Genomic DNA, 19,945 nt, shown 5'->3' with positions numbered 1-19,945 from the left:
AGGCGAAGCCGCCACCCGGCAATGTTCAGCGTATTACTTCACTTCCAGCACCCAGTGCACATAGCTCTGCCACTGGCACTCCTGATCGATCATCTCTGCCCCAAGCGGGTGACGTTCAATCCAGTTTTCCGGCAGCGTCAGCGACAGTTTTTCGTCATCAGCCACCAGGCCGATCGCAGGCAGCAAATCATCGCGACGGCGGCTGGCAAACAGAATCGCCAGACGCAGCAGGCGGCACAGATGTTCGGCCACGCGCGGCGGTACGGCGTTTTGCTGATGCAAAGACGAGAGATCGACGGCATTGGTCTGGTTCAGCAGCAGCGTTGCCAGTAATTTTTTCTGTGCGGGTGTATAGCCCGGTAAATCCAGGTTGCGCACCAGATACGCTGCATGAGCAGGAGCCTGCTTAAAATCAATACTCAGCCCCACTTCATGGAGCGCACAGGCGCTCAGCAGTAAATCGCGGCTCAGTGGTTCAAGATCCCAGACGTTAGCGACCTGATCGGCGAAGCGTGACGCCAGCTGCGATACGCGTCCTGCCTGATCGATATCAACCAGAAAACGACGCTGCACGTTGCGCAGGGTACGGCTGCGGATGTCCTGATCGACTGACAGATGCAGCATCCCGTAGACCAGACCTTCACGCAGCGCGCCGCCGGCCAGGGTCATACACTGGATGTTCAGTTCGGTGAAAATAGCGATCAGAATAGCCAGCCCGCTCGGGAAAACCAGCGCGCGTTCGAGCGTCAGGCCTTCAATTTCCAGCTCTTCAAGGCGTCCACACTGAATGGCGCGCTGTTTTAGCTGCTGAAGCTTGGCAAGCGTAATCCGCTCGTCCATTCCCTGCGCCATCATGATTTCCTGCAGGGCCTGAACGGTGCCCGACGCACCCACGCAGACTTTCCAGCCGTGATAGCGCAGCTCGTCCATCACCGGACGTAACACCTCGCGCGCCGCATTTTCTGCCTCGTCGAAGTTCTCTTTACCCAGATTACGATCGGTAAAGTAGCGCTCAAGCCAGGTCACGCAGCCCATCGACAGGCTGAACAGCGAGGTTGCCTGCGCGCCGGTGCCGGTCACCAGCTCGGTACTGGCACCGCCGATATCCACCACCAGGCGGCGATCGTCACCCCCTGTGGTATGTGCAACCCCCTGATAAATCAGGCGAGCTTCTTCTTCACCGCTGATAACCTGAACCGGGCAACCGAGAATTTCCTGCGCTCTGGCAATAAAATCCACGGCGTTAACCGCCAGGCGGAGTGTCGCGGTGGCGACGACGGTGATTTGGGCATGCGGGATATCCTGCAGACGCTCGGCAAAGAGTCGCAGACACTGCCAGCCACGTTCCATGGCTTCAGGTGAGAGGTGATTGTCGCTGCTCAGGCCCGCCGCGAGGCGGACCTTGCGCTTAATGCGCGTCAGCGTTTGTATGCTTCCTGCCACCTCGCGCACAACCAGCATATGAAAACTATTCGAACCGAGATCGATTGCTGCATAAAGCGAGGTGGAGCTGAGCATATTTTCTTAACCTGAACGACGACGATTACGCGGTGCGCCGCCTGAACGACGCGGTCCATTGCCGGAGCGTGGGCGGGTTAGCCGCTTAGGCGGCGGCAGTTCGCTTAACAGCGCTTCCGGATTGTATTTGCTCTGCGGAATAGAGTGACCGATGTAGGTCTCAATGGCCGGAAGATTCAGCGCATACTCTTCACACGCAAGGCTAATTGAATGACCGCTTGCGCCCGCACGACCGGTACGACCGATACGGTGTACGTAGTCTTCACAGTCGTCTGGCAGATCGTAGTTAAAGACGTGCGTTACGGCTGGAATGTGTAAACCACGTGCAGCCACGTCGGTGGCGACCAGAATATCGAGATCGCCACGGGTGAACTCTTCAAGAATTCGCAGGCGTTTTTTCTGCACGACATCGCCGGTTAACAGGCCAACACGGTGGCCGTCTGCAGCCAGATGGCCCCAGATGTCTTCACAGCGGTGTTTGGTGTTCGCGAAGATAATGGCGCGATCTGGCCACTCTTCTTCAATCAGCGTTTGCAGCAGGCGCATCTTCTCTTCATTCGAAGGATAGAAGAGCTCTTCTTTAATGCGGTGACCCGTTTTCTGCTCCGGTTCCACTTCCACGTACTCGGCGTTATTCATCTGTTCGAACGCCAGTTCGCGCACACGGTAGGAGAGGGTTGCAGAGAACAGCATATTCAGGCGCTGGGTAGCCGGAGGCATACGACGGAACAGCCAGCGGATGTCTTTAATGAAGCCCAGATCGTACATACGGTCAGCTTCATCGAGCACCACAACCTGGATGGCACCGAGGTTAATGTGGTTCTGTTTGGCGTAATCGATAAGACGGCCGGTGGTACCGATCAGGATATCCACACCGCTTTCCAGTACTTTCAGCTGTTTATCGTAGCCGTCGCCGCCATAGGCCAGGCCCAGCTTCAGGCCGGTAGCCTGCGCCAGGGGTTCAGCGTCTGCGTGGATCTGTACCGCCAGTTCTCGCGTCGGGGCCATAATTAGCGCGCGCGGCTGGTTAACTTTGCGGTCTGCAATCGCTGGGTGAGAAAGTAAATAATGAAACGTTGACGTTAAAAACGCCATCGTTTTGCCGGTACCGGTTTGCGCCTGCCCGGCAACATCGCGACCGGCCAGCGTCAGCGGCAGCGCGAGGGCCTGAATGGGCGTGCAGTTATGAAACCCTTTATTTTCAAGGGCTTCAATCACCTTCGGGTGCAGCGCGAAGTCGGAAAACTTCTGTTCTGTTAAATGTGTTTTGCTCATAGTGTGGTAGAATATCAGCTTACTATTGCTTTACGAAAGCGTATCCGGTGAAATAAAGTCAACCTTTAGTTGGTTAATGCGACATCAACACGTCGTTGGTGGAGACAAAACCAACGTACCAGGCTTATTCCTGTGGAGTTATATATGAGCGATAAAATTATTCACCTGACTGACGACAGTTTTGACACGGACGTACTTAAGGCTGACGGGCTGATCCTCGTCGATTTCTGGGCTGAATGGTGTGGTCCTTGCAAAATGATCGCCCCGATTCTGGATGAGATCGCCGACGAATATCAGGGCAAACTGACCGTTGCCAAGCTGAACATCGACCAGAACCCGGGCACCGCACCAAAATACGGTATCCGTGGCATTCCGACCCTGCTGCTGTTCAAAAACGGCGAAGTGGCGGCGACCAAAGTGGGCGCGCTGTCTAAAGGTCAACTGAAAGAGTTCCTGGACGCTAACCTGGCGTAAGGTTTCTCCGCTGCGCGTTCAGAGCTCCCGGCTAAATGATCTGGAACTCTGGACGCCCGGCTGAAGTCGTGCTAAGTTAGCTATGACTTCGTTTTAAACATATCTTGTTGTTTGAATCTTGTTTTACCCGATACTTCCCGCTGTTGACATATCCAGTGCGTGAAGTGGCTAAATTCCGGGCTTGTCACTCAATCCGTCTTGTCGTTTCAGTTCTGCGTTCTTTCCCTGTGACCAGACAGCGAACAGACATGAGTTGATGGCCGCTAAACAGGCATGGATGACCCTGCCATACCATTCACAACATTAAGTTCGAGAATCACCCCGAGTTTAAGAACCCACACCATTATGAATCTTACCGAATTAAAGAATACGCCGGTTTCTGAGCTGATCACTCTCGGCGAAAATATGGGGCTGGAAAACCAGGCTCGTATGCGCAAGCAGGACATCATTTTCGCCATCCTGAAGCAGCACGCTAAGAGTGGCGAAGATATCTTTGGCGACGGTGTGCTGGAGATATTGCAAGACGGATTTGGTTTCCTCCGCTCTGCAGACAGCTCCTACCTCGCCGGCCCTGACGACATCTACGTATCCCCCAGCCAAATCCGCCGTTTCAACCTCCGCACTGGTGACACCATTTCAGGTAAGATTCGTCCTCCTAAAGAGGGTGAACGCTACTTTGCGCTGTTGAAAGTCAATGAAGTTAACTTCGACAAACCTGAAAACTCGCGTAATAAGATCCTCTTTGAGAACTTAACGCCGCTGCACGCGAACTCTCGCCTGCGTATGGAACGTGGTAACGGTTCGACCGAAGACTTAACCGCGCGTGTTCTGGATCTGGCATCACCTATTGGTCGCGGCCAGCGTGGTCTGATTGTGGCGCCGCCAAAAGCGGGTAAAACCATGCTGCTGCAGAACATCGCGCAGAGCATCGCCTATAACCACCCAGACTGTGTGCTGATGGTGCTGCTGATTGACGAACGTCCGGAAGAAGTGACCGAGATGCAGCGTCTGGTTAAAGGTGAAGTGGTTGCTTCAACCTTCGATGAGCCAGCATCTCGCCACGTTCAGGTTGCGGAAATGGTTATCGAGAAGGCAAAACGCCTGGTTGAGCACAAGAAAGACGTGATCATCCTGCTCGACTCCATCACCCGTCTCGCGCGTGCCTACAACACCGTGGTGCCAGCGTCTGGTAAAGTGCTGACCGGTGGTGTGGATGCTAACGCCCTGCATCGTCCGAAACGCTTCTTCGGTGCTGCACGTAACGTGGAAGAGGGCGGCAGCCTGACCATCATCGCGACGGCGCTGATCGATACCGGTTCCAAAATGGACGAAGTGATTTACGAAGAGTTTAAAGGTACAGGCAACATGGAACTGCACCTCTCTCGTAAGATCGCTGAAAAACGCGTCTTCCCGGCTATCGACTACAACCGTTCCGGTACCCGTAAAGAAGAGCTGCTCACCACTCAGGAAGAGCTGCAGAAAATGTGGATCCTGCGCAAAATCATCCATCCAATGGGTGAAATCGACGCGATGGAGTTCCTCATTAACAAACTGGCGATGACCAAAACCAACGACGATTTCTTCGACATGATGAAACGCTCGTAACGCAAATAAAGCCAGCGAACGCCACGTTTTTACGTGGCGTTTTTCTTTTATGGACTATACGCTAGTACCACCTACTCCCAATTTTGACGTGTAGGTGTAACAATAAGACGATTCGTAGAGTAAAAACATTAATAGCTTGAATAATATACAAATGAGGTCACAAGAGGTTTACTTTTACCTTCGGGCTATGAGCCTTCATGGTTATACTTCCGAGACTAACATTTGTTGAGAATCCATTGTGAACCTATTCGATACGTTTACTGATCTAACCAGTATTTTTTTATTCACCACCTGTTTTCTGTTTATTGCGCGTAAGGTGGCGAAATACGTGGGGTTAGTGGATAAACCCAACTTCCGGAAACGTCATCAGGGTATGATCCCCCTGGTGGGTGGTATCTCAGTATTTGCGGGTATTTGCTATGCCTTCGCAATTGCTAACTACTATGTCCCACATGTCAAATTATACCTGATGTGTTCAACGGTACTGGTTATCGTCGGCGCGCTTGACGATCGTTATGACATCAGCGTTAAAATTCGCGCCTTTGTGCAGGCGGCAGTTGGCATTGCCATGATGGTCTCAGCAAAACTCTACTTGAGTAGCCTGGGCTATATTTTTGGCTCGTGGGAGATGGTGCTCGGCCCGTTCGGCTATTTTCTGACGCTTTTCGCCGTATGGGTGGCTATAAACGCATTCAACATGGTCGATGGTATTGATGGCTTGCTGGGGGGACTCTCCTGCGTCTCATTTGCCGCGATCGGTTTTATTTTGTGGTTTGACGGACAATATAGTCTTGCTATGTGGTGCTTCGCCATGATTGCCGCCATCCTGCCTTATATCCTGTTAAACCTCGGTGCGCTGGGGCGCCGCTATAAAGTCTTTATGGGTGATGCGGGCAGTACACTCATTGGGTTTACCGTCATCTGGATTTTACTGGAAACGACTCAGGGACAAGTCCATCCTATCAGCCCTGTTACCGCGTTGTGGATTATCGCTATCCCGTTAATGGATATGGTTGCGATAATGTATCGCCGCTTGCGCAAAGGGATGAGTCCCTTCTCAGCCGACCGACAGCATATTCATCATTTGATCATGCGAGCTGGATTCACCTCCAGACAGGCATTTGTTTTGATAACCGTAGCGGCTGCTATCCTTGCGGGAGTGGGTGTTGCCGCGGAGTATGCTCATTTTGTGCCAGAATGGGTCATGTTGGTATTATTCTTGCTAGCATTTTTCCTGTACGGCTACTGCATTAAGCGCGCATGGAAAGTGGCGCGGTTCATTAAACGTATTAAACGCAGGATGCGTCGTAACAGTGGCAAAAACACAACATTAACTAAGTAAAACCGGGACTATGATGACTCAACCGTTGGCGGGAGCGAAATCAGTGGTAACAGAGAATGAACTGGATATTCGGGGTTTGTTTCGCGTGTTATGGGCAGGCAAACTTTGGATTGCGGGGATCGCGCTGGGATTTGCACTGTTAGCGCTGGCCTATACGTTCTTTGCAAAACAGGAATGGAGCGCCACGGCAATCACGGACAAACCAACGGTTAACATGCTTGGGGGATACTATTCCCAGCAGCAATTCCTGCGAAACCTGGATATCAAAGCCAACCTTGCCACGCCAGATCAGGTTTCCGTTATGGATGAGGCCTACAAAGAGTTTGTGATGCAACTGGCTTCGTGGGATACGCGTCGCGACTTCTGGTCCCAGACGGATTACTACAAGCAGCGTCGGGTTGATAACACCAAAGCCGATGCCGCCCTGCTGGACGATCTGATTAACAATATTCAGTTTATGCCGGGCGACGCGCTGCGTAACGTGAATGACAGCGTCAAGCTGATTGCAGAAACCGCGCCGGATGCCAACAACCTGCTGCGTCAATACGTCGCGTTTGCCAGCCAGCGTGCCGCAAGCCATCTTAACGAAGAGCTTAAAGGCGCCTGGGCGGCCCGTACCATCCAGATGAAAGCCCAGGTGAAACGTCAGGAAGAGGTGGCTAAAGCGATTTTTACTCGCCGTGTACACAACATTGAGCAGGCGCTGAAAATTGCGGAACAGCACAATATTTCTCGTAGTGAGACGGACGTGCCGGCTGATGAACTGCCTGACTCTGAAATGTTCCTTCTTGGTCGCCCTATGCTGCAGGCACGCCTGGAAAATCTCCAGGCCGTCGGTCCTGATGTTGACCTCGATTACGATCAAAATCGCGCGATGCTCAATACGCTTAATGTCGGTCCCTCTCTGGACCCGCGTTTTCAGACCTATCGTTATTTGCGAACGCCTGAAGAACCTGTAAAACGCGACAGTCCGCGTCGTGCATTCCTGATGATCATGTGGGGGATTGTCGGTGCACTGGCGGGCGCTGGCGTGGCGTTAACGCGTCGTCGCACAAACTAAGAATGCCGTCTACGATGAAGGCTGCGGCCTTCATCGCCTAATCGAAGAGAATCGATGTGAAAGTACTAACCGTATTTGGCACCAGGCCGGAGGCCATTAAGATGGCACCTCTGGTTCATGCCCTGGCCAGCGATCCTGATATTGAAGCGAAAGTCTGCGTCACGGCCCAGCACCGTGAGATGCTCGATCAGGTTTTAACGCTCTTTTCCATCGTCCCGGATTACGACCTTAATATTATGAAACCGGGGCAAGGCTTGACGGAGATAACCTGTCGCATACTGCAAGATCTCAAGCCGATCCTGGAGTCATTCAAGCCTGACGTGGTGCTGGTACACGGAGATACCACCACGACCGTGGCGACCAGCCTGGCCGCGTTTTATCAACGTATTCCCGTGGGGCATGTCGAGGCGGGTCTGCGTACCGGCAATCTGTATTCGCCGTGGCCGGAGGAAGCCAACCGCACGCTAACGGGCCACCTGGCGATGTACCACTTTGCGCCAACGGAAAACTCGCGTCAGAACCTGCTGCGTGAAAATATCGCTGATAACAAAATCTTTGTGACCGGCAATACGGTCATCGATGCGTTAATTTGGGTACGTGACCGCGTCCTCGCAAACGACGATCTTAAGAAAGAACTCGCTGCCCGCTATCCCTTCCTGCACAACGGTAAAAAAACCATACTGGTGACGGGCCACCGACGCGAAAGCTTTGGCCGGGGCTTTGAGCAAATCTGTCACGCGCTGGCTGAAATCGCCGCGCAGAACGACGATGTGCAGATTGTCTATCCGGTCCATCTCAATCCTAACGTCAGCGAACCGGTTAACCGCATCCTGGGTCATGTGGAAAATGTCCTTTTGATTGAACCGCAGGACTACCTGCCGTTTGTCTGGCTGATGAACCATGCCTGGCTGATCCTTACCGATTCCGGCGGCATTCAGGAAGAAGCGCCTTCTCTTGGCAAGCCGGTGCTGGTGATGCGTGAAACCACCGAACGTCCGGAAGCGGTGAAAGCCGGGACGGTGCGTCTGGTTGGCACCAACGCGCAGCTCATCGTCGAAGAGGTCTCGCGCCTTCTGCATGACGATGAAACGTATCAGGCGATGAGCCGGGCCCATAATCCGTATGGAGACGGGCAGGCTTGTGGCCGTATTTTGCATGCACTTAAAAACAATCGGGTATCGCTATGAGTTTTACTACCATCTCTGTCATTGGTCTTGGCTACATTGGCTTGCCCACCGCGGCGGCGTTTGCCTCTCGTCAGAAACAGGTTGTCGGTGTGGATATCAACGCCCGCGCGGTGGAAACCATTAACCGTGGCGAAATTCATATTGTCGAGCCCGATCTGGATCGTGTAGTGAAAGAGGCGGTGGAGGGCGGCTTCCTGCGTGCCAGCACGACGCCCGTTGAAGCGGATGCCTACCTGATTGCCGTTCCAACGCCCTTTAAAGGCGACCATGAGCCCGACATGGTCTACGTCGAGGCGGCGGCGAAGTCCATTGCCCCTGTGCTGAAGAAAGGGGCGCTGGTGATTCTGGAATCGACCTCTCCCGTCGGCGCTACCGAGCAGATGGCGCAGTGGCTGGCCGATGCGCGCCCTGATTTAAGCTTCCCGCAACAGGCGGGGGAGCAGGCAGATATCAATATCGCCTACTGCCCGGAGCGCGTACTCCCGGGCCAGGTCATGGTCGAACTGATTAAAAACGACCGCGTCATTGGCGGTATGACGCCCGTCTGTTCCGAACGCGCCAGCGCGCTGTACAAGATTTTCCTGGAAGGCGAATGCGTGGTGACCAACTCCCGCACCGCCGAGATGTGTAAGCTGACGGAAAACAGCTTCCGCGACGTCAATATCGCCTTTGCGAACGAACTGTCGCTGATCTGCGCCGATCAAGGAATTAACGTTTGGGAGTTGATTAGCCTGGCGAATCGCCATCCGCGCGTCAACATTCTCCAGCCAGGCCCGGGTGTGGGTGGACACTGTATCGCCGTCGATCCGTGGTTTATTGTGGCGCAGAACCCAGCGCAGGCGCGCCTGATTCGCACCGCGCGTGAAGTCAATGACAGCAAACCTCACTGGGTGCTCAATCAGGTCAAAACCACGGTAGCGGATTGTCTGGCAGAGAGCGGTAAGCGCGCCAGCGAGCTGAAAATTGCCTGCTTTGGTCTGGCCTTCAAACCGAATATTGACGACCTGCGTGAAAGCCCGGCGATGGAAATTGCTCAGATGATTGCCGAATGGCACAAGGGTGAAACGCTGGTGGTTGAGCCGAATATTCATGAACTGCCGGCAAAACTGGCGGGGCATTGCACGCTGACAGCGCTGGATGAGGCGCTGGCGACGGCGGACGTACTGGTGCTGCTGGTGGATCATAAAGCGTTTAAAGCGACGCCTGGTGATGCGGTGCGTCAGCAGTATGTGGTTGATACCAAAGGCGTCTGGCGTTGAACAGCCTGAACGGGGTACTTGAGCCCCTGCAGTGGGAGAGTGCCTTTTTCGGCCTGCCGTCGGCCATTGTGCGCCTGCGCGATGATGCGCCGGTACTGGCTGAATCAGATTTGAACGCCTGGCAACGGATTCAGGCGAAGATCCCGGCGGACCGTACCGACCTGCTTGACGCGCTCCAGCAACGCGGCTTTCAGCTGGTTGAAGGTGAGGCAGACCTTTCCATAACCCTCACCCGGCACGATGCGCCCGGTGCGGAAATGGCAACCGAGCAGGATATTCCCGTGCTGCGTCAGATGGCGGCTCAGGCGTTTGCGCAGAGTCGCTTTCGTACGCCCTGGTATGCTCCTGACGATAGCGGACGTTTCTATGCCCAGTGGATAGAGAATGCGGTTAAAGGCACCTTCGACCACGTCTGCCTGGTTTTCCGCGCAGGGGACGGTCAACTCCAGGGGTTCGTCTCGCTTCGCAAGCTCAACGCGCGCGAGGCGCGTATTGGCTTATTAGCCGGGCGTGGCATGGGTGAGAAGCTCATGCAGGCGGCGCTGCACTGGGCGCAGCAGCAGCAGGTTGAGACGCTGCGGGTGGCGACCCAGGTGGGCAACACCGCCGCGCTTAAACGTTATATTGCGAGTGGTGCCAACATCGACGCCACCGCCTACTGGTTATACAGGTGACAAGATGATTCCATTTAACGCACCACCCGTCGTCGGAACGGAACTCGACTATATGCAGTCTGCCATGGGCAGCGGCAAACTCTGCGGTGACGGCGGTTTTACCCGTCGCTGTCAGCAGTGGATGGAACAGCGTTTTCGCAGCGCCAAAGTGCTGCTGACCCCGTCCTGTACGGCATCGCTGGAAATGGCGGCGCTGCTGCTGGATATCCAGCCCGGCGATGAAGTGATCATGCCGAGCTACACCTTCGTTTCCACGGCGAACGCGTTTGTCCTGCGCGGGGCGAAAATCGTCTTTGTGGATATCCGCCCGGATACCATGAACATTGATGAGACGCTGATTGAAGCGGCGATCACCGACAAAACGCGCGCGATCGTGCCGGTTCACTACGCGGGCGTGGCCTGTGAAATGGACACCATCATGGCCATCGCCAAAAAACATAACCTGTTCGTGGTGGAAGATGCCGCCCAGGGCGTGATGTCGACCTACAAGGGACGCGCGCTGGGCACCATCGGCCATATCGGCTGCTTTAGCTTCCACGAAACCAAAAACTACACGGCAGGCGGAGAAGGTGGCGCGACGCTGATTAACGACCGGGCGCTCGTGGAGCGTGCGGAGGTGATCCGCGAAAAAGGCACCAACCGCAGCCAGTTCTTCCGCGGCCAGGTCGACAAATACACCTGGCGCGATATTGGCTCCAGCTATCTGATGGCGGATCTGCAGGCCGCGTACCTGTGGGCGCAGCTGGAAGCCGCGGATCGCATCAACCTGCAGCGCCTCTCCCTGTGGCAAACCTATTACGATGCGCTTGAGCCTCTGGCCAAAGCCGGGCGTATTGAGCTGCCGACTATCCCGGCAGATTGCGTCCACAACGCGCACATGTTCTACATCAAGCTGCGCGATAACGACGACCGGAGCGAGCTTATCGCCTGGCTGAAAGAAGCCGAAATTTTGGCGGTGTTCCACTATATTCCGCTGCACTCCAGCCCGGCGGGCGAAGCGTTTGGAACGTTCGCGGGTGAGGACCGTTACACCACCAAAGAAAGTGAGCGGTTGCTTCGTCTGCCACTGTTCTACAACCTCGCGCCAGTTAACCAGCGTACGGTGATTAATACCCTTCTGAGCTATTTCGGCTGATATGTCTCTGGCAAAAGCATCGGTGTGGACCGCCGCGTCCACGCTTGTAAAAATTGGCGCCGGGCTGCTGGTCGTCAAGCTGCTGGCTGTCTCATTTGGCCCCTCTGGCGTGGGGCTGGCGGGTAATTTCCGCCAGCTTGTCACCGTCCTTGGGGTGCTGGCCGGTGCCGGTATCTTCAACGGCGTGACCAAATACGTTGCGCAGTATCATGATGATGCGGCCCAGCTTCGCAGGGTCGTGGGCACCTCCTCGGCGATGGTCACGGGTTTTTCGACCCTGATGGCGATTATCTTTCTGCTGGCGGCGGCGCCCATCAGCCAGGGATTATTCGGTCACACCCACTATCAGGGGCTGGTGCGTCTGGTCGCATTGGTTCAGATGGGGATTGCCTGGGCTAACCTGCTGCTGGCGCTGATGAAAGGGTTTCGTGATGCGGCCGGAAACGCGATTGCGTTAATCCTGGGCAGCGTTATCGGCGTGATTGCCTATTATTTCTGCTATCGCCTGGGGGGCTACGAAGGCGCACTGCTGGGGCTGGCGCTGGTTCCGGCGCTGGTGGTTGTGCCTGCGGCTTTTATGCTGATGCGTCGGGGCGTCATCCCCCTGAGCTACCTCAAACCGCAATGGGACACGCTGCTTGCCAGCCAGCTGGGTAAATTTACCCTAATGGCGCTCATCACCTCCGTCACGCTGCCGGTGGCCTACGTGATGATGCGTAACCTGCTGGCGGCGCATTATAGCTGGGATGAAGTGGGGATCTGGCAGGGCGTGAGCAGTATTTCCGACGCCTATCTCCAGTTTATTACGGCTTCCTTTAGCGTTTATTTGCTGCCAACCTTATCGCGTTTGACCTCCAGACAGGATATTACGCGTGAGATTTTCCGGTCGCTGCGCTTTGTATTGCCGGCGGTTGCGGCTGCCAGCTTTACCGTCTGGCTATTGCGCGATGTCGCCATCTGGCTGCTGTTTTCGGCGAAGTTCATCGCCATGCGCGATCTCTTTGCCTGGCAACTGGTGGGTGATGTACTGAAAGTGGGGGCTTACGTTTTCGGCTATCTGGTGATAGCAAAAGCCTCCCTGCGGCTGTATATCCTGGCGGAAATTAGCCAGTTTGCATTACTGACCTCGTTCTCGCACTGGCTGATACCCGCGCACGGCGCGCTGGGGGCGGCTCAGGCCTACATGGCAACCTATATCGTTTATTTCGCCGCCTGTTGCGGTGTATTTTTATTGTGGCGTAAACGCGCATGACTGCACTGATTCACATCCTGGGATCGGATATCCCACACCATAACCAGACCGTTTTGCGGTTCTTCAACGACGAGCTGGCATCGGGGGATCCTGATGCGCGTGAGTTTATGGTTGCAGGTCAGGATAAGGGCCTGAGCGAGGCATTTCCGGCGCTGACGATTCGCTTCTGGCCAGATAAGGCAACGCTGGCAAAGGCGGTCGTTGCCAGGGCGAAAGCCGACCGCGAGCAACGATTCTTCTTCCACGGGCAGTTTAACACCGGCCTGTGGCTGGCGCTTCTCAGCGGAGGGATTAAACCCTCCCAGTGCAGCTGGCATATCTGGGGAGCCGATCTTTATGAAGTCTCCCGCGGCTGGAAATTCCGTCTTTTCTATCCATTGCGCCGCATGGCGCAGGGGCGCGTGGGCTGCGTTTTTGCTACCCGCGGCGATCTCAACTATTTTGCTAAACAGCACCCCAACGTGCGCGGCGAGTTGCTTTATTTCCCCACCCGCATGGATCCGGCGCTGAACGCCATGGCCAATGACGCGGTGCGTGAAGGCAAGCTGACGATCCTGGTGGGGAATTCCGGCGATCGCAGTAACGAACATGTCGCGGCGCTCAGGGCGGTGCATCAGCAGTTTGGCGACACGGTGAACGTGGTGGTGCCGATGGGCTATCCCGCCAACAATAACGCCTACATTGACGAGGTTCGCCAGCAGGGACTGGCGCTGTTTAGCGCAGAAAATCTGCACATCCTCAGCGATAAGCTGGAATTTGAGGAATATCTCGCACTGCTGAGAAAATGCGATCTCGGCTATTTCATCTTTGCCCGACAGCAGGGAATTGGCACACTGTGTCTGCTGATTCAGGCGGGGGTACCGTGCGTGCTCAACCGCGACAACCCGTTCTGGCAGGACATGGCCGAGCAGCATATTCCGGTGCTGTTTACCTCAGACACGCTGAACGTCGAGGTGGTACGTGAAGCTCAACGTCAGCTCACGCTGGTGGATAAAAACAGCATCGATTTTTTCAGCCCGAATTACCTCACGCCGTGGCACCGCGCGCTGCGTATCGCTTCAGGAGACAAAGCATGAGTCAGTTGCAATTCAGCGGCTTACTGGTTGTCTGGCTTCTGAGCGCCCTGTTTATCGCCACGCTCACCTGGTTTGAATTCCGCCGGGTGCGCTTCAACTTTAACGTCTTCTTCTCGTTACTGTTCCTGCTGACGTTCTTTTTCGGCTTCCCGCTCACCAGCATTCTGGTCTTCCGTTTTGACGTGAGCGTCGCGCCGCCGGATATTCTGCTCCAGGCGCTTCTGGCGGCGACCTGCTTCTATGCGGTCTACTACGTCACCTATAAAACGCGTCTGCGTTCAGCGCAGACAGCTGCCCCGCGTCGGGCGCTCTTTAACATGAATAGGGTGGAAACCCACCTGACATGGGTGATGCTGATGACCATCGCCCTGGTCAGCGTCGGCATCTTCTTCATGCATAACGGCTTCCTGCTGTTTAAGCTCCACTCCTACAGCCAGATTTTTTCGGCCGAGGTTTCGGGCGTGGCGCTTAAGCGTTTCTTCTACTTCTTCATCCCGGCGATGCTGGTGATCTTCTTCCTGCGCCAGGACAGCAAAGCGTGGCTGTTCTTCCTGGTCAGTACCGTCGCGTTTGGCATCCTGACCTACATGATTGTGGGCGGCACGCGCGCGAACATTATCATCGCCTTCGCCATCTTCCTGTTTATCGGCATCATCCGCGGCTGGATCTCGCTGTGGATGCTGGTTGCGGCAGGCGTGTTTGGCATTGTGGGGATGTTCTGGCTGGCGCTGAAGCGGTACGGAATGAACGTGGCGGGTGATGAGGCGTTTTATACGTTCCTCTACCTCACGCGCGATACGTTCTCGCCGTGGGAAAACCTGGCATTACTGCTGCAAAACTACGACAAGATTGATTTCCAGGGGCTGGCGCCGATTGTTCGCGACTTCTACGTCTTTATCCCTTCCTGGCTATGGCCGGATCGCCCTGGTGTGGTGCTCAATACCGCGAACTATTTTACCTGGGAAGTGCTGAACAACCATTCCGGTCTGGCAATTTCACCCACGCTGATCGGTTCCCTGGTGGTGATGGGCGGGGCGTGGTTCATTCTGCCCGGGGCGGTTGCCGTGGGGCTGATTATCAAGTGGTTCGACTGGCTTTACGTGCGTGGCAACGAAGAGACCAACCGCTATAAAGCGGCCATTTTGCACAGTTTCTGCTTTGGTGCCATTTTCAATATGATCGTTCTGGCGCGCGAAGGGCTGGACTCGTTCGTTTCGCGCGTAGTGTTCTTCATGGTTGTTTTCGGCGTCTGCCTGTTACTGGCCAAACTGTTGTACTGGCTGTTTGACAGCGCCGGGCTTGTGCACAAGCGCGAGCGGCAGGGCAGCACAACGCTGTCGCAAGTCTGAGTAAGGATAGTAATGACTGATAGAATTTCTGCACCGCGCTATGCGCTACGTGGCCTGCAGCTTATTGGCTGGCGCGACATGCAGCACGCGCTGGACTTTCTGTTCGCCGACGGCCAGATGAAATCCGGTACGCTGGTGGCCATCAACGCGGAAAAAATGCTGGCGGTTGAGGATAACGCGGAAGTCAAAAGCCTGATTGAAGCGGCCGAATTTAAATACGCGGACGGGATCAGCGTGGTCCGCTCTATCCGTAAAAAGTATCCTGACGCTAATGTTTCCCGTGTCGCGGGGGCCGATCTCTGGGAGCAGCTTATGGCCCGCGCAGGCGCGCAGGGTACGCCCGTGTTCCTGATTGGCGGAAAGCCGGAGATACTGGCCCAGACGGAGGAGAAACTGCGTCGTCAATGGAATGTTAATATTGTCGGCAGCCAGGATGGTTACTTCAAACCGGAAGGTCGGCAGACGCTGTTTGAGCGCGTTCGTGACAGTGGGGCAAAGATTGTCACCGTGGCGATGGGGTCCCCGCGCCAGGAGATCCTGATGCGTGACTGCCGCCTGGTCTGCCCGGATGCCCTCTACATGGGCGTAGGGGGTACGTACGACGTCTTTACCGGCCACGTTAAGCGTGCGCCAACGGTCTGGCAATATCTTGGGCTGGAGTGGCTGTATCGTCTGCTATCGCAACCGACACGCATTAAACGACAGATCCGTCTGCTTCGCTACCTCGTCTGGCATTACACCGGAAAAATGTAATCAAAATGTAGCGCGATATGCTATTCGCGCTGCAACTCGCCTGCAAAACTGCTGATAATCTGTGCAATGCATTCATTTTTTTAATGCATCGTTTGCCATTTGGCAGATTTTAAGAAACCATTCGCACCGTATTTTAGTCCCCCTAAAAAACAATATCCGGTCTTAAGCCGGGAAACAGCAAACACAATCGAGGATCTATGGCAGAGAAAAAACCGGAGCTGCAGCGTGGGCTGGAAGCTCGTCATATTGAACTGATAGCGCTGGGCGGCACTATCGGCGTGGGCCTGTTTATGGGCTCCGCAAGCACGCTCAAGTGGGCAGGCCCTTCCGTATTACTGGCGTACATTATCGCCGGGCTGTTTGTTTTCTTCATCATGCGTTCCATGGGCGAAATGCTCTTCCTGGAGCCGGTAACCGGCTCTTTCGCCGTTTACGCGCATCGTTATATGAGCCCGTTCTTCGGCTACCTGACGGCCTGGTCATACTGGTTTATGTGGATGGCGGTGGGCATCTCAGAGATCACCGCGATAGGGGTCTACGTCCAGTTCTGGTTCCCGGACATGGTCCAGTGGATACCCGCGCTCATTGCCGTGGGGCTGGTGGCGCTGGCAAACCTGGCTGCCGTGCGCCTGTACGGTGAAATTGAGTTCTGGTTCGCGATGATTAAAGTCACCACGATTATCGTAATGATTGTCGTCGGCCTGGGCGTGATTTTCTTCGGCTTTGGCAACGGCGGACACGCGATTGGCTTCGGCAATCTGACCGAAAACGGCGGCTTCTTCGCCGGCGGCTGGAAGGGCTTCCTGACGGCGCTGTGTATCGTTGTGGCGTCGTACCAGGGCGTAGAGCTGATCGGTATTACCGCCGGTGAAGCGAAAAATCCACAGGTCACGCTGCGTAGCGCGGTGGGCAAAGTGCTTTGGCGCATCCTGATTTTCTATGTGGGCGCTATCTTCGTTATCGTGACCATCTTCCCGTGGAACGAAATAGGCTCGACGGGCAGCCCGTTTGTTTTAACCTTCGCCAAAATTGGTATCACGGCGGCGGCGGGCATCATCAACTTTGTGGTCCTGACGGCCGCGCTGTCAGGCTGTAACAGCGGGATGTACAGCTGTGGGCGTATGCTCTATGCGCTCTCGAAGAATAACCAACTGCCTGCGGCAATGAGTAAAGTTTCACGTGCCGGGGTGCCGGTGGCGGGCGTGGCGGTCTCCATTGCAATCCTGCTGATTGGATCTTGCCTGAATTACATCATTCCTAATCCGCAGCGGGTGTTCGTTTACGTCTACAGCGCCAGCGTCCTTCCGGGCATGGTGCCGTGGTTTGTTATCCTCATCAGCCAGCTGCGTTTCCGTCATGCGCATAAAAAGGCGATTGAAAGCCATCCGTTCCGTTCAATTCTGTTCCCCTATGCGAACTATTTGACGATGGCGTTCCTGATTTGCGTATTAATCGGAATGTACTTTAATGAAGATACCCGCATGTCGCTGTTTGTCGGGGTGATCTTCCTGGCCGCCGTGACGGCTGCCTATAAGCTTTTTGGCCTGGGTCGCCGTGCCACCACGCAGAAAGTGGAGGAATAAGCGGCAAAATGTGCAAACCATAACCAAACGCGCATTTTTTTCAAAAAAGCACTAGACAGCGGGGACGGAGGTACGTAATATCCAGCCCCGCAACGGCGCTAAGCGCCCGTAGCTCAGCTGGATAGAGCGCTGCCCTCCGGAGGCAGAGGTCTCAGGTTCGAATCCTGTCGGGCGCGCCATTTTAGTCCCGGCGCTAGAGCTGCGGTGGTCTGAGAAGTAGTCAGTACCGCGTGAAAGAATACAGTGGTGGCTATAGCTCAGTTGGTAGAGCCCTGGATTGTGATTCCAGTTGTCGTGGGTTCGAATCCCATTAGCCACCCCATTATTGAAAGAGTTGTGAATTGCGAAGGTGGCGGAATTGGTAGACGCGCTAGCTTCAGGTGTTAGTGTCCTTAGGATGTGGGGGTTCGAGTCCCCCCCCTCGCACCACGACTTTTTAAATGAATTGAACTAAAAATTCAAAAAAGCAGTACATCGGCGAGTAGCGCAGCTTGGTAGCGCAACTGGTTTGGGACCAGTGGGTCGGAGGTTCGAATCCTCTCTCGCCGACCAATTTTGAACCCCGCTTCGGCGGGGTTTTTTGTTTTCTGTCATTTTCATCCCTGTAGTGATTCCCCGACAGCGTCCGGTTTCATTGTCGCGATTCAGCGACATACAATCCATTGAAAATAAAAGAATTACTCATACTTCCATTTTGCTGTCTCCTCCTGGCGACAGAATTCTGTCCTTACCGATACATTGTGGGGCTTAAGACGGCGCTTAACAGCATAATTTCCTTTTATCTTAAAATGTTGCGTCATGTAAACGTTTTGGGTGCGAACCTGGCACGTTACGTGCAATAATATGCGTGTAGATGCTCATTCCATCTCTTATGTTCGCCTTCGTGCCTCATAAACTCCGGAATGACGCAGAGCCATTTACGGTGCTTATCGTCCACTGACAGATGTCGCTTCGGCCTCATCAGACACCATGGACATAACGTTGAGTGAAGCACCAAATATGTTGTCTTACAGACCTGTTTTAACGCCTGCTTTTATAGCAGGCGTTTTTTTATGCCTTATTCCTGATACCGACGTACGATCAGGGCAACCATCACCAGGGCCGCAGACGAGACAGCATAGAGTGCCGCTACTGAGCCAAACCCGGCAGCCACTGCCGCAGCGATGCCGGTAAAAAGAGAGGCGCTGAGCGTTTGCCAGCGCCAGGCTTTCCCACTGGCTGAAGCGGTTTGCGTGAGATGAAAACTACTGAGTACCCCAAACGTCCCGGCTGCGAAGAGAATATTCGAGGCCAGATGTGCGATAAAAATCGCCCCCAGTGCACATGCCATCCATCCGGACAACAACGGTAGCGTTCCATAAGCGGCCAGAAAGATGCCGAGACAAACGATGATGCGCGGCGTATGAGCGGCAAAACGCGTCAGGCTCTCTTTCTTTAGCAGCATGGGACCGCAAAGCTGACCCATGCTTCTTGCGAAAAGCAGCGGCAGAGCAAGGCCCGCCGCATCCTGAGGATGGATTTGCTGTGCCAGCGCCGGAAGCAGCGCCATAGCCGGTGAGCCGACGGCCGCCAGCGACGGCAGAAGGAGCAGACTGCGTTTCTGCCGAACGGTCAACGTCCGCCAGCGTAATGCCGCAGAGGCTTCCTCTTCCCCGGAGGACGGGAGTGATGGCGCAGAAAACCGGCGTCCAGCCAGCCATAGCATGAGCAGTGACCCGAGAAAGCTGGCGGCATCAATGGCCAGCAGGGTAAACACGGACGTCTTCTGGAACAGCACCACGCCCAGGCCAGTCCCTAACAATACCTGCGAAGCAAAAATCACATTTTCCAGACAGGTCGCAGCAGGCAGCTCTGCTTCGCTAAGTCCGCGCTTAAAGAGCAACGTCAGCGCGGGCCAGCTCATCCCGCTGAGCAGCGCCTCGGTGGATTGTACGGCGAGTAACGCGGCAACGCTGTGATAACCCACACCAAGCAGGGGAAAGAGCAGGGCGAGCAGGCCTAGCCCTTCGGTCAGTATCAGCAGGGATATCGGAGACCAGCGTGAGCATAGCTTTTCGCCGATCGTACTGCCGATAAATCCCGGTACCGTCGCGAAAAGAAAAGCAAGGGTGAGCAGAGCGGGCGGAGCTGACCACGCTAACAGCAAGCCGAAGACCACAACCTGGGTTAAGCCATTCCCCAGCGAAGAAAAGATAAAAGCACAGGCAAGCAGACGCAGCCAGCGGTGGCAGCGCAGCGCTTCAATTAGCGCATATAAAAGCGAGTTCATGACGATTTCCTTTCAAAAACGATTTAGTCCACGCTGCAGCAAGTGCGCGTGTGTGAAAAAAAGTTAATGAAAAGACATCGTTACATTGGCGGGTTCGTTTGCAGATGCGGGTGTAAAGAATGTAGCAGGAGAAA

At 54.9% G+C, this 19,945-nt stretch carries 16 protein-coding genes and 4 tRNA genes; 17 read left to right on the top strand and 3 right to left on the bottom strand.

The genetic code is table 11. From position 1 onward, the window contains the following. Positions 1 to 33 precede the first annotated feature (33 nt). Positions 34 to 1,518, bottom strand: coding sequence for a guanosine-5'-triphosphate,3'-diphosphate diphosphatase (gppA, locus tag V1572_RS02065; RefSeq protein WP_032654053.1), 1,485 nt, complete (start codon positions 1,516 to 1,518; stop codon positions 34 to 36). A 6-nt stretch (positions 1,519 to 1,524) separates the two neighbouring features. Beyond that, on the bottom strand, positions 1,525 to 2,793 hold the full coding sequence (gene rhlB, locus V1572_RS02060; RefSeq protein WP_395299662.1) for an ATP-dependent RNA helicase RhlB: 1,269 nt from the start codon (positions 2,791 to 2,793) through the stop codon (positions 1,525 to 1,527). A gap of 144 nt (positions 2,794 to 2,937) precedes the next feature. Here rhlB and trxA point away from each other — a divergent pair, with 144 nt between their 5' ends. The 17 genes from trxA (at position 2,938) to V1572_RS01975 (ending at position 18,094) form a co-directional block, all read left to right on the top strand. Then, positions 2,938 to 3,267, top strand: a complete 330-nt coding sequence (gene trxA / locus V1572_RS02055) for a thioredoxin TrxA (protein ID WP_006179218.1) — start codon at positions 2,938 to 2,940, stop codon at positions 3,265 to 3,267. A 345-nt stretch (positions 3,268 to 3,612) separates the two neighbouring features. Next, the gene (gene rho, locus V1572_RS02050) at positions 3,613 to 4,872 is read left to right on the top strand and encodes a transcription termination factor Rho (protein WP_008501566.1); all 1,260 of its coding nucleotides are present in this window, start codon (positions 3,613 to 3,615) and stop codon (positions 4,870 to 4,872) included. Between the two features lie 238 nt (positions 4,873 to 5,110). Beyond that, positions 5,111 to 6,214, top strand: coding sequence for a UDP-N-acetylglucosamine--undecaprenyl-phosphate N-acetylglucosaminephosphotransferase (gene wecA, locus V1572_RS02045; protein WP_045909243.1), 1,104 nt, complete (start codon positions 5,111 to 5,113; stop codon positions 6,212 to 6,214). A gap of 13 nt (positions 6,215 to 6,227) precedes the next feature. Further along, complete coding sequence (wzzE, locus tag V1572_RS02040; RefSeq protein WP_045909242.1) at positions 6,228 to 7,274, top strand: ECA polysaccharide chain length modulation protein; 1,047 nt, start codon at positions 6,228 to 6,230, stop codon at positions 7,272 to 7,274. A gap of 56 nt (positions 7,275 to 7,330) precedes the next feature. After that, positions 7,331 to 8,461 carry a non-hydrolyzing UDP-N-acetylglucosamine 2-epimerase gene (gene wecB / locus V1572_RS02035; protein ID WP_262797383.1) on the top strand — a complete coding sequence of 377 codons (1,131 nt, stop codon included), beginning with the start codon at positions 7,331 to 7,333 and terminating at the stop codon, positions 8,459 to 8,461. Next, complete coding sequence (gene wecC, locus V1572_RS02030) at positions 8,458 to 9,720, top strand: UDP-N-acetyl-D-mannosamine dehydrogenase (RefSeq protein WP_048226917.1); 1,263 nt, start codon at positions 8,458 to 8,460, stop codon at positions 9,718 to 9,720. The genes wecB and wecC overlap by 4 nt, the downstream gene beginning before the upstream one ends. Then, a complete protein-coding gene (rffC, locus tag V1572_RS02025) occupies positions 9,717 to 10,394 on the top strand; it encodes a dTDP-4-amino-4,6-dideoxy-D-galactose acyltransferase (protein WP_126535097.1) in 678 nt (225 codons plus the stop codon). Before wecC ends, rffC begins: the two co-directional genes overlap by 4 nt. 4 nt (positions 10,395 to 10,398) lie before the next feature. Next, positions 10,399 to 11,529, top strand: coding sequence for a dTDP-4-amino-4,6-dideoxygalactose transaminase (rffA, locus tag V1572_RS02020; protein WP_262797387.1), 1,131 nt, complete (start codon positions 10,399 to 10,401; stop codon positions 11,527 to 11,529). 1 nt (position 11,530) lies between these two features. Continuing rightward, positions 11,531 to 12,781: a lipid III flippase WzxE gene (gene wzxE / locus V1572_RS02015; RefSeq protein WP_167215625.1), complete on the top strand. Its 1,251-nt coding sequence runs from the start codon at positions 11,531 to 11,533 to the stop codon at positions 12,779 to 12,781. After that, positions 12,778 to 13,857: a TDP-N-acetylfucosamine:lipid II N-acetylfucosaminyltransferase gene (locus V1572_RS02010; protein WP_063622984.1), complete on the top strand. Its 1,080-nt coding sequence runs from the start codon at positions 12,778 to 12,780 to the stop codon at positions 13,855 to 13,857. Before wzxE ends, V1572_RS02010 begins: the two co-directional genes overlap by 4 nt. Next, a complete protein-coding gene (gene wzyE, locus V1572_RS02005) occupies positions 13,854 to 15,206 on the top strand; it encodes an ECA oligosaccharide polymerase (protein WP_048226907.1) in 1,353 nt (450 codons plus the stop codon). Before V1572_RS02010 ends, wzyE begins: the two co-directional genes overlap by 4 nt. A 12-nt stretch (positions 15,207 to 15,218) precedes the next feature. Beyond that, a complete protein-coding gene (gene wecG, locus V1572_RS02000; protein WP_343666890.1) occupies positions 15,219 to 15,959 on the top strand; it encodes a lipopolysaccharide N-acetylmannosaminouronosyltransferase in 741 nt (246 codons plus the stop codon). Between the two features lie 197 nt (positions 15,960 to 16,156). Next, the gene (gene thrP, locus V1572_RS01995; RefSeq protein ID WP_045330294.1) at positions 16,157 to 17,542 is read left to right on the top strand and encodes a bifunctional threonine/serine APC transporter ThrP; all 1,386 of its coding nucleotides are present in this window, start codon (positions 16,157 to 16,159) and stop codon (positions 17,540 to 17,542) included. 102 nt (positions 17,543 to 17,644) lie between these two features. Further along, positions 17,645 to 17,721: transfer RNA gene (locus tag V1572_RS01990), tRNA-Arg, on the top strand. Positions 17,722 to 17,788: 67 nt separating this feature from the next. Then, positions 17,789 to 17,864 (top strand) — tRNA-His (locus V1572_RS01985). 21 nt (positions 17,865 to 17,885) lie between these two features. Then, positions 17,886 to 17,971 (top strand) — tRNA-Leu (locus V1572_RS01980). Positions 17,972 to 18,017: 46 nt separating this feature from the next. Beyond that, positions 18,018 to 18,094, top strand: a tRNA-Pro gene (locus V1572_RS01975). Positions 18,095 to 18,599: 505 nt separating this feature from the next. On the opposite strand, the gene V1572_RS01970 is transcribed toward V1572_RS01975, so the two are convergent. Next, positions 18,600 to 19,811, bottom strand: coding sequence for an MFS transporter (locus tag V1572_RS01970; protein WP_395299661.1), 1,212 nt, complete (start codon positions 19,809 to 19,811; stop codon positions 18,600 to 18,602). Between the last annotated feature and the right edge of the window lie 134 nt (positions 19,812 to 19,945).

It is taken from the genome of Enterobacter quasiroggenkampii, from assembly GCF_043972695.1.
GTDB lineage: Bacteria > Pseudomonadota > Gammaproteobacteria > Enterobacterales > Enterobacteriaceae > Enterobacter > Enterobacter quasiroggenkampii.
The sequence above is the reverse complement of the archived record's forward strand: the minus strand, read 5'-3'. Positions and strand labels throughout refer to the sequence as shown.

Bases quoted from the DNA above. Each gene is read 5' to 3' on its own strand.
- gppA (WP_032654053.1), bottom strand. From the start codon at position 1,518: ATGCTCAGCTCCACCTCGCTTTATGCAGCAATCGATCTCGGTTCGAAT.
- rhlB (WP_395299662.1), bottom strand. From the start codon at position 2,793: ATGAGCAAAACACATTTAACAGAACAGAAGTTTTCCGACTTCGCGCTG.
- trxA (WP_006179218.1), top strand. From the start codon at position 2,938: ATGAGCGATAAAATTATTCACCTGACTGACGACAGTTTTGACACGGAC.
- rho (WP_008501566.1), top strand. From the start codon at position 3,613: ATGAATCTTACCGAATTAAAGAATACGCCGGTTTCTGAGCTGATCACT.
- wzzE (WP_045909242.1), top strand. From the start codon at position 6,228: ATGACTCAACCGTTGGCGGGAGCGAAATCAGTGGTAACAGAGAATGAA.
- wecC (WP_048226917.1), top strand. From the start codon at position 8,458: ATGAGTTTTACTACCATCTCTGTCATTGGTCTTGGCTACATTGGCTTG.
- rffA (WP_262797387.1), top strand. From the start codon at position 10,399: ATGATTCCATTTAACGCACCACCCGTCGTCGGAACGGAACTCGACTAT.
- wzxE (WP_167215625.1), top strand. From the start codon at position 11,531: ATGTCTCTGGCAAAAGCATCGGTGTGGACCGCCGCGTCCACGCTTGTA.
- V1572_RS02010 (WP_063622984.1), top strand. From the start codon at position 12,778: ATGACTGCACTGATTCACATCCTGGGATCGGATATCCCACACCATAAC.
- wzyE (WP_048226907.1), top strand. From the start codon at position 13,854: ATGAGTCAGTTGCAATTCAGCGGCTTACTGGTTGTCTGGCTTCTGAGC.
- wecG (WP_343666890.1), top strand. From the start codon at position 15,219: ATGACTGATAGAATTTCTGCACCGCGCTATGCGCTACGTGGCCTGCAG.
- thrP (WP_045330294.1), top strand. From the start codon at position 16,157: ATGGCAGAGAAAAAACCGGAGCTGCAGCGTGGGCTGGAAGCTCGTCAT.
- V1572_RS01970 (WP_395299661.1), bottom strand. From the start codon at position 19,811: ATGAACTCGCTTTTATATGCGCTAATTGAAGCGCTGCGCTGCCACCGC.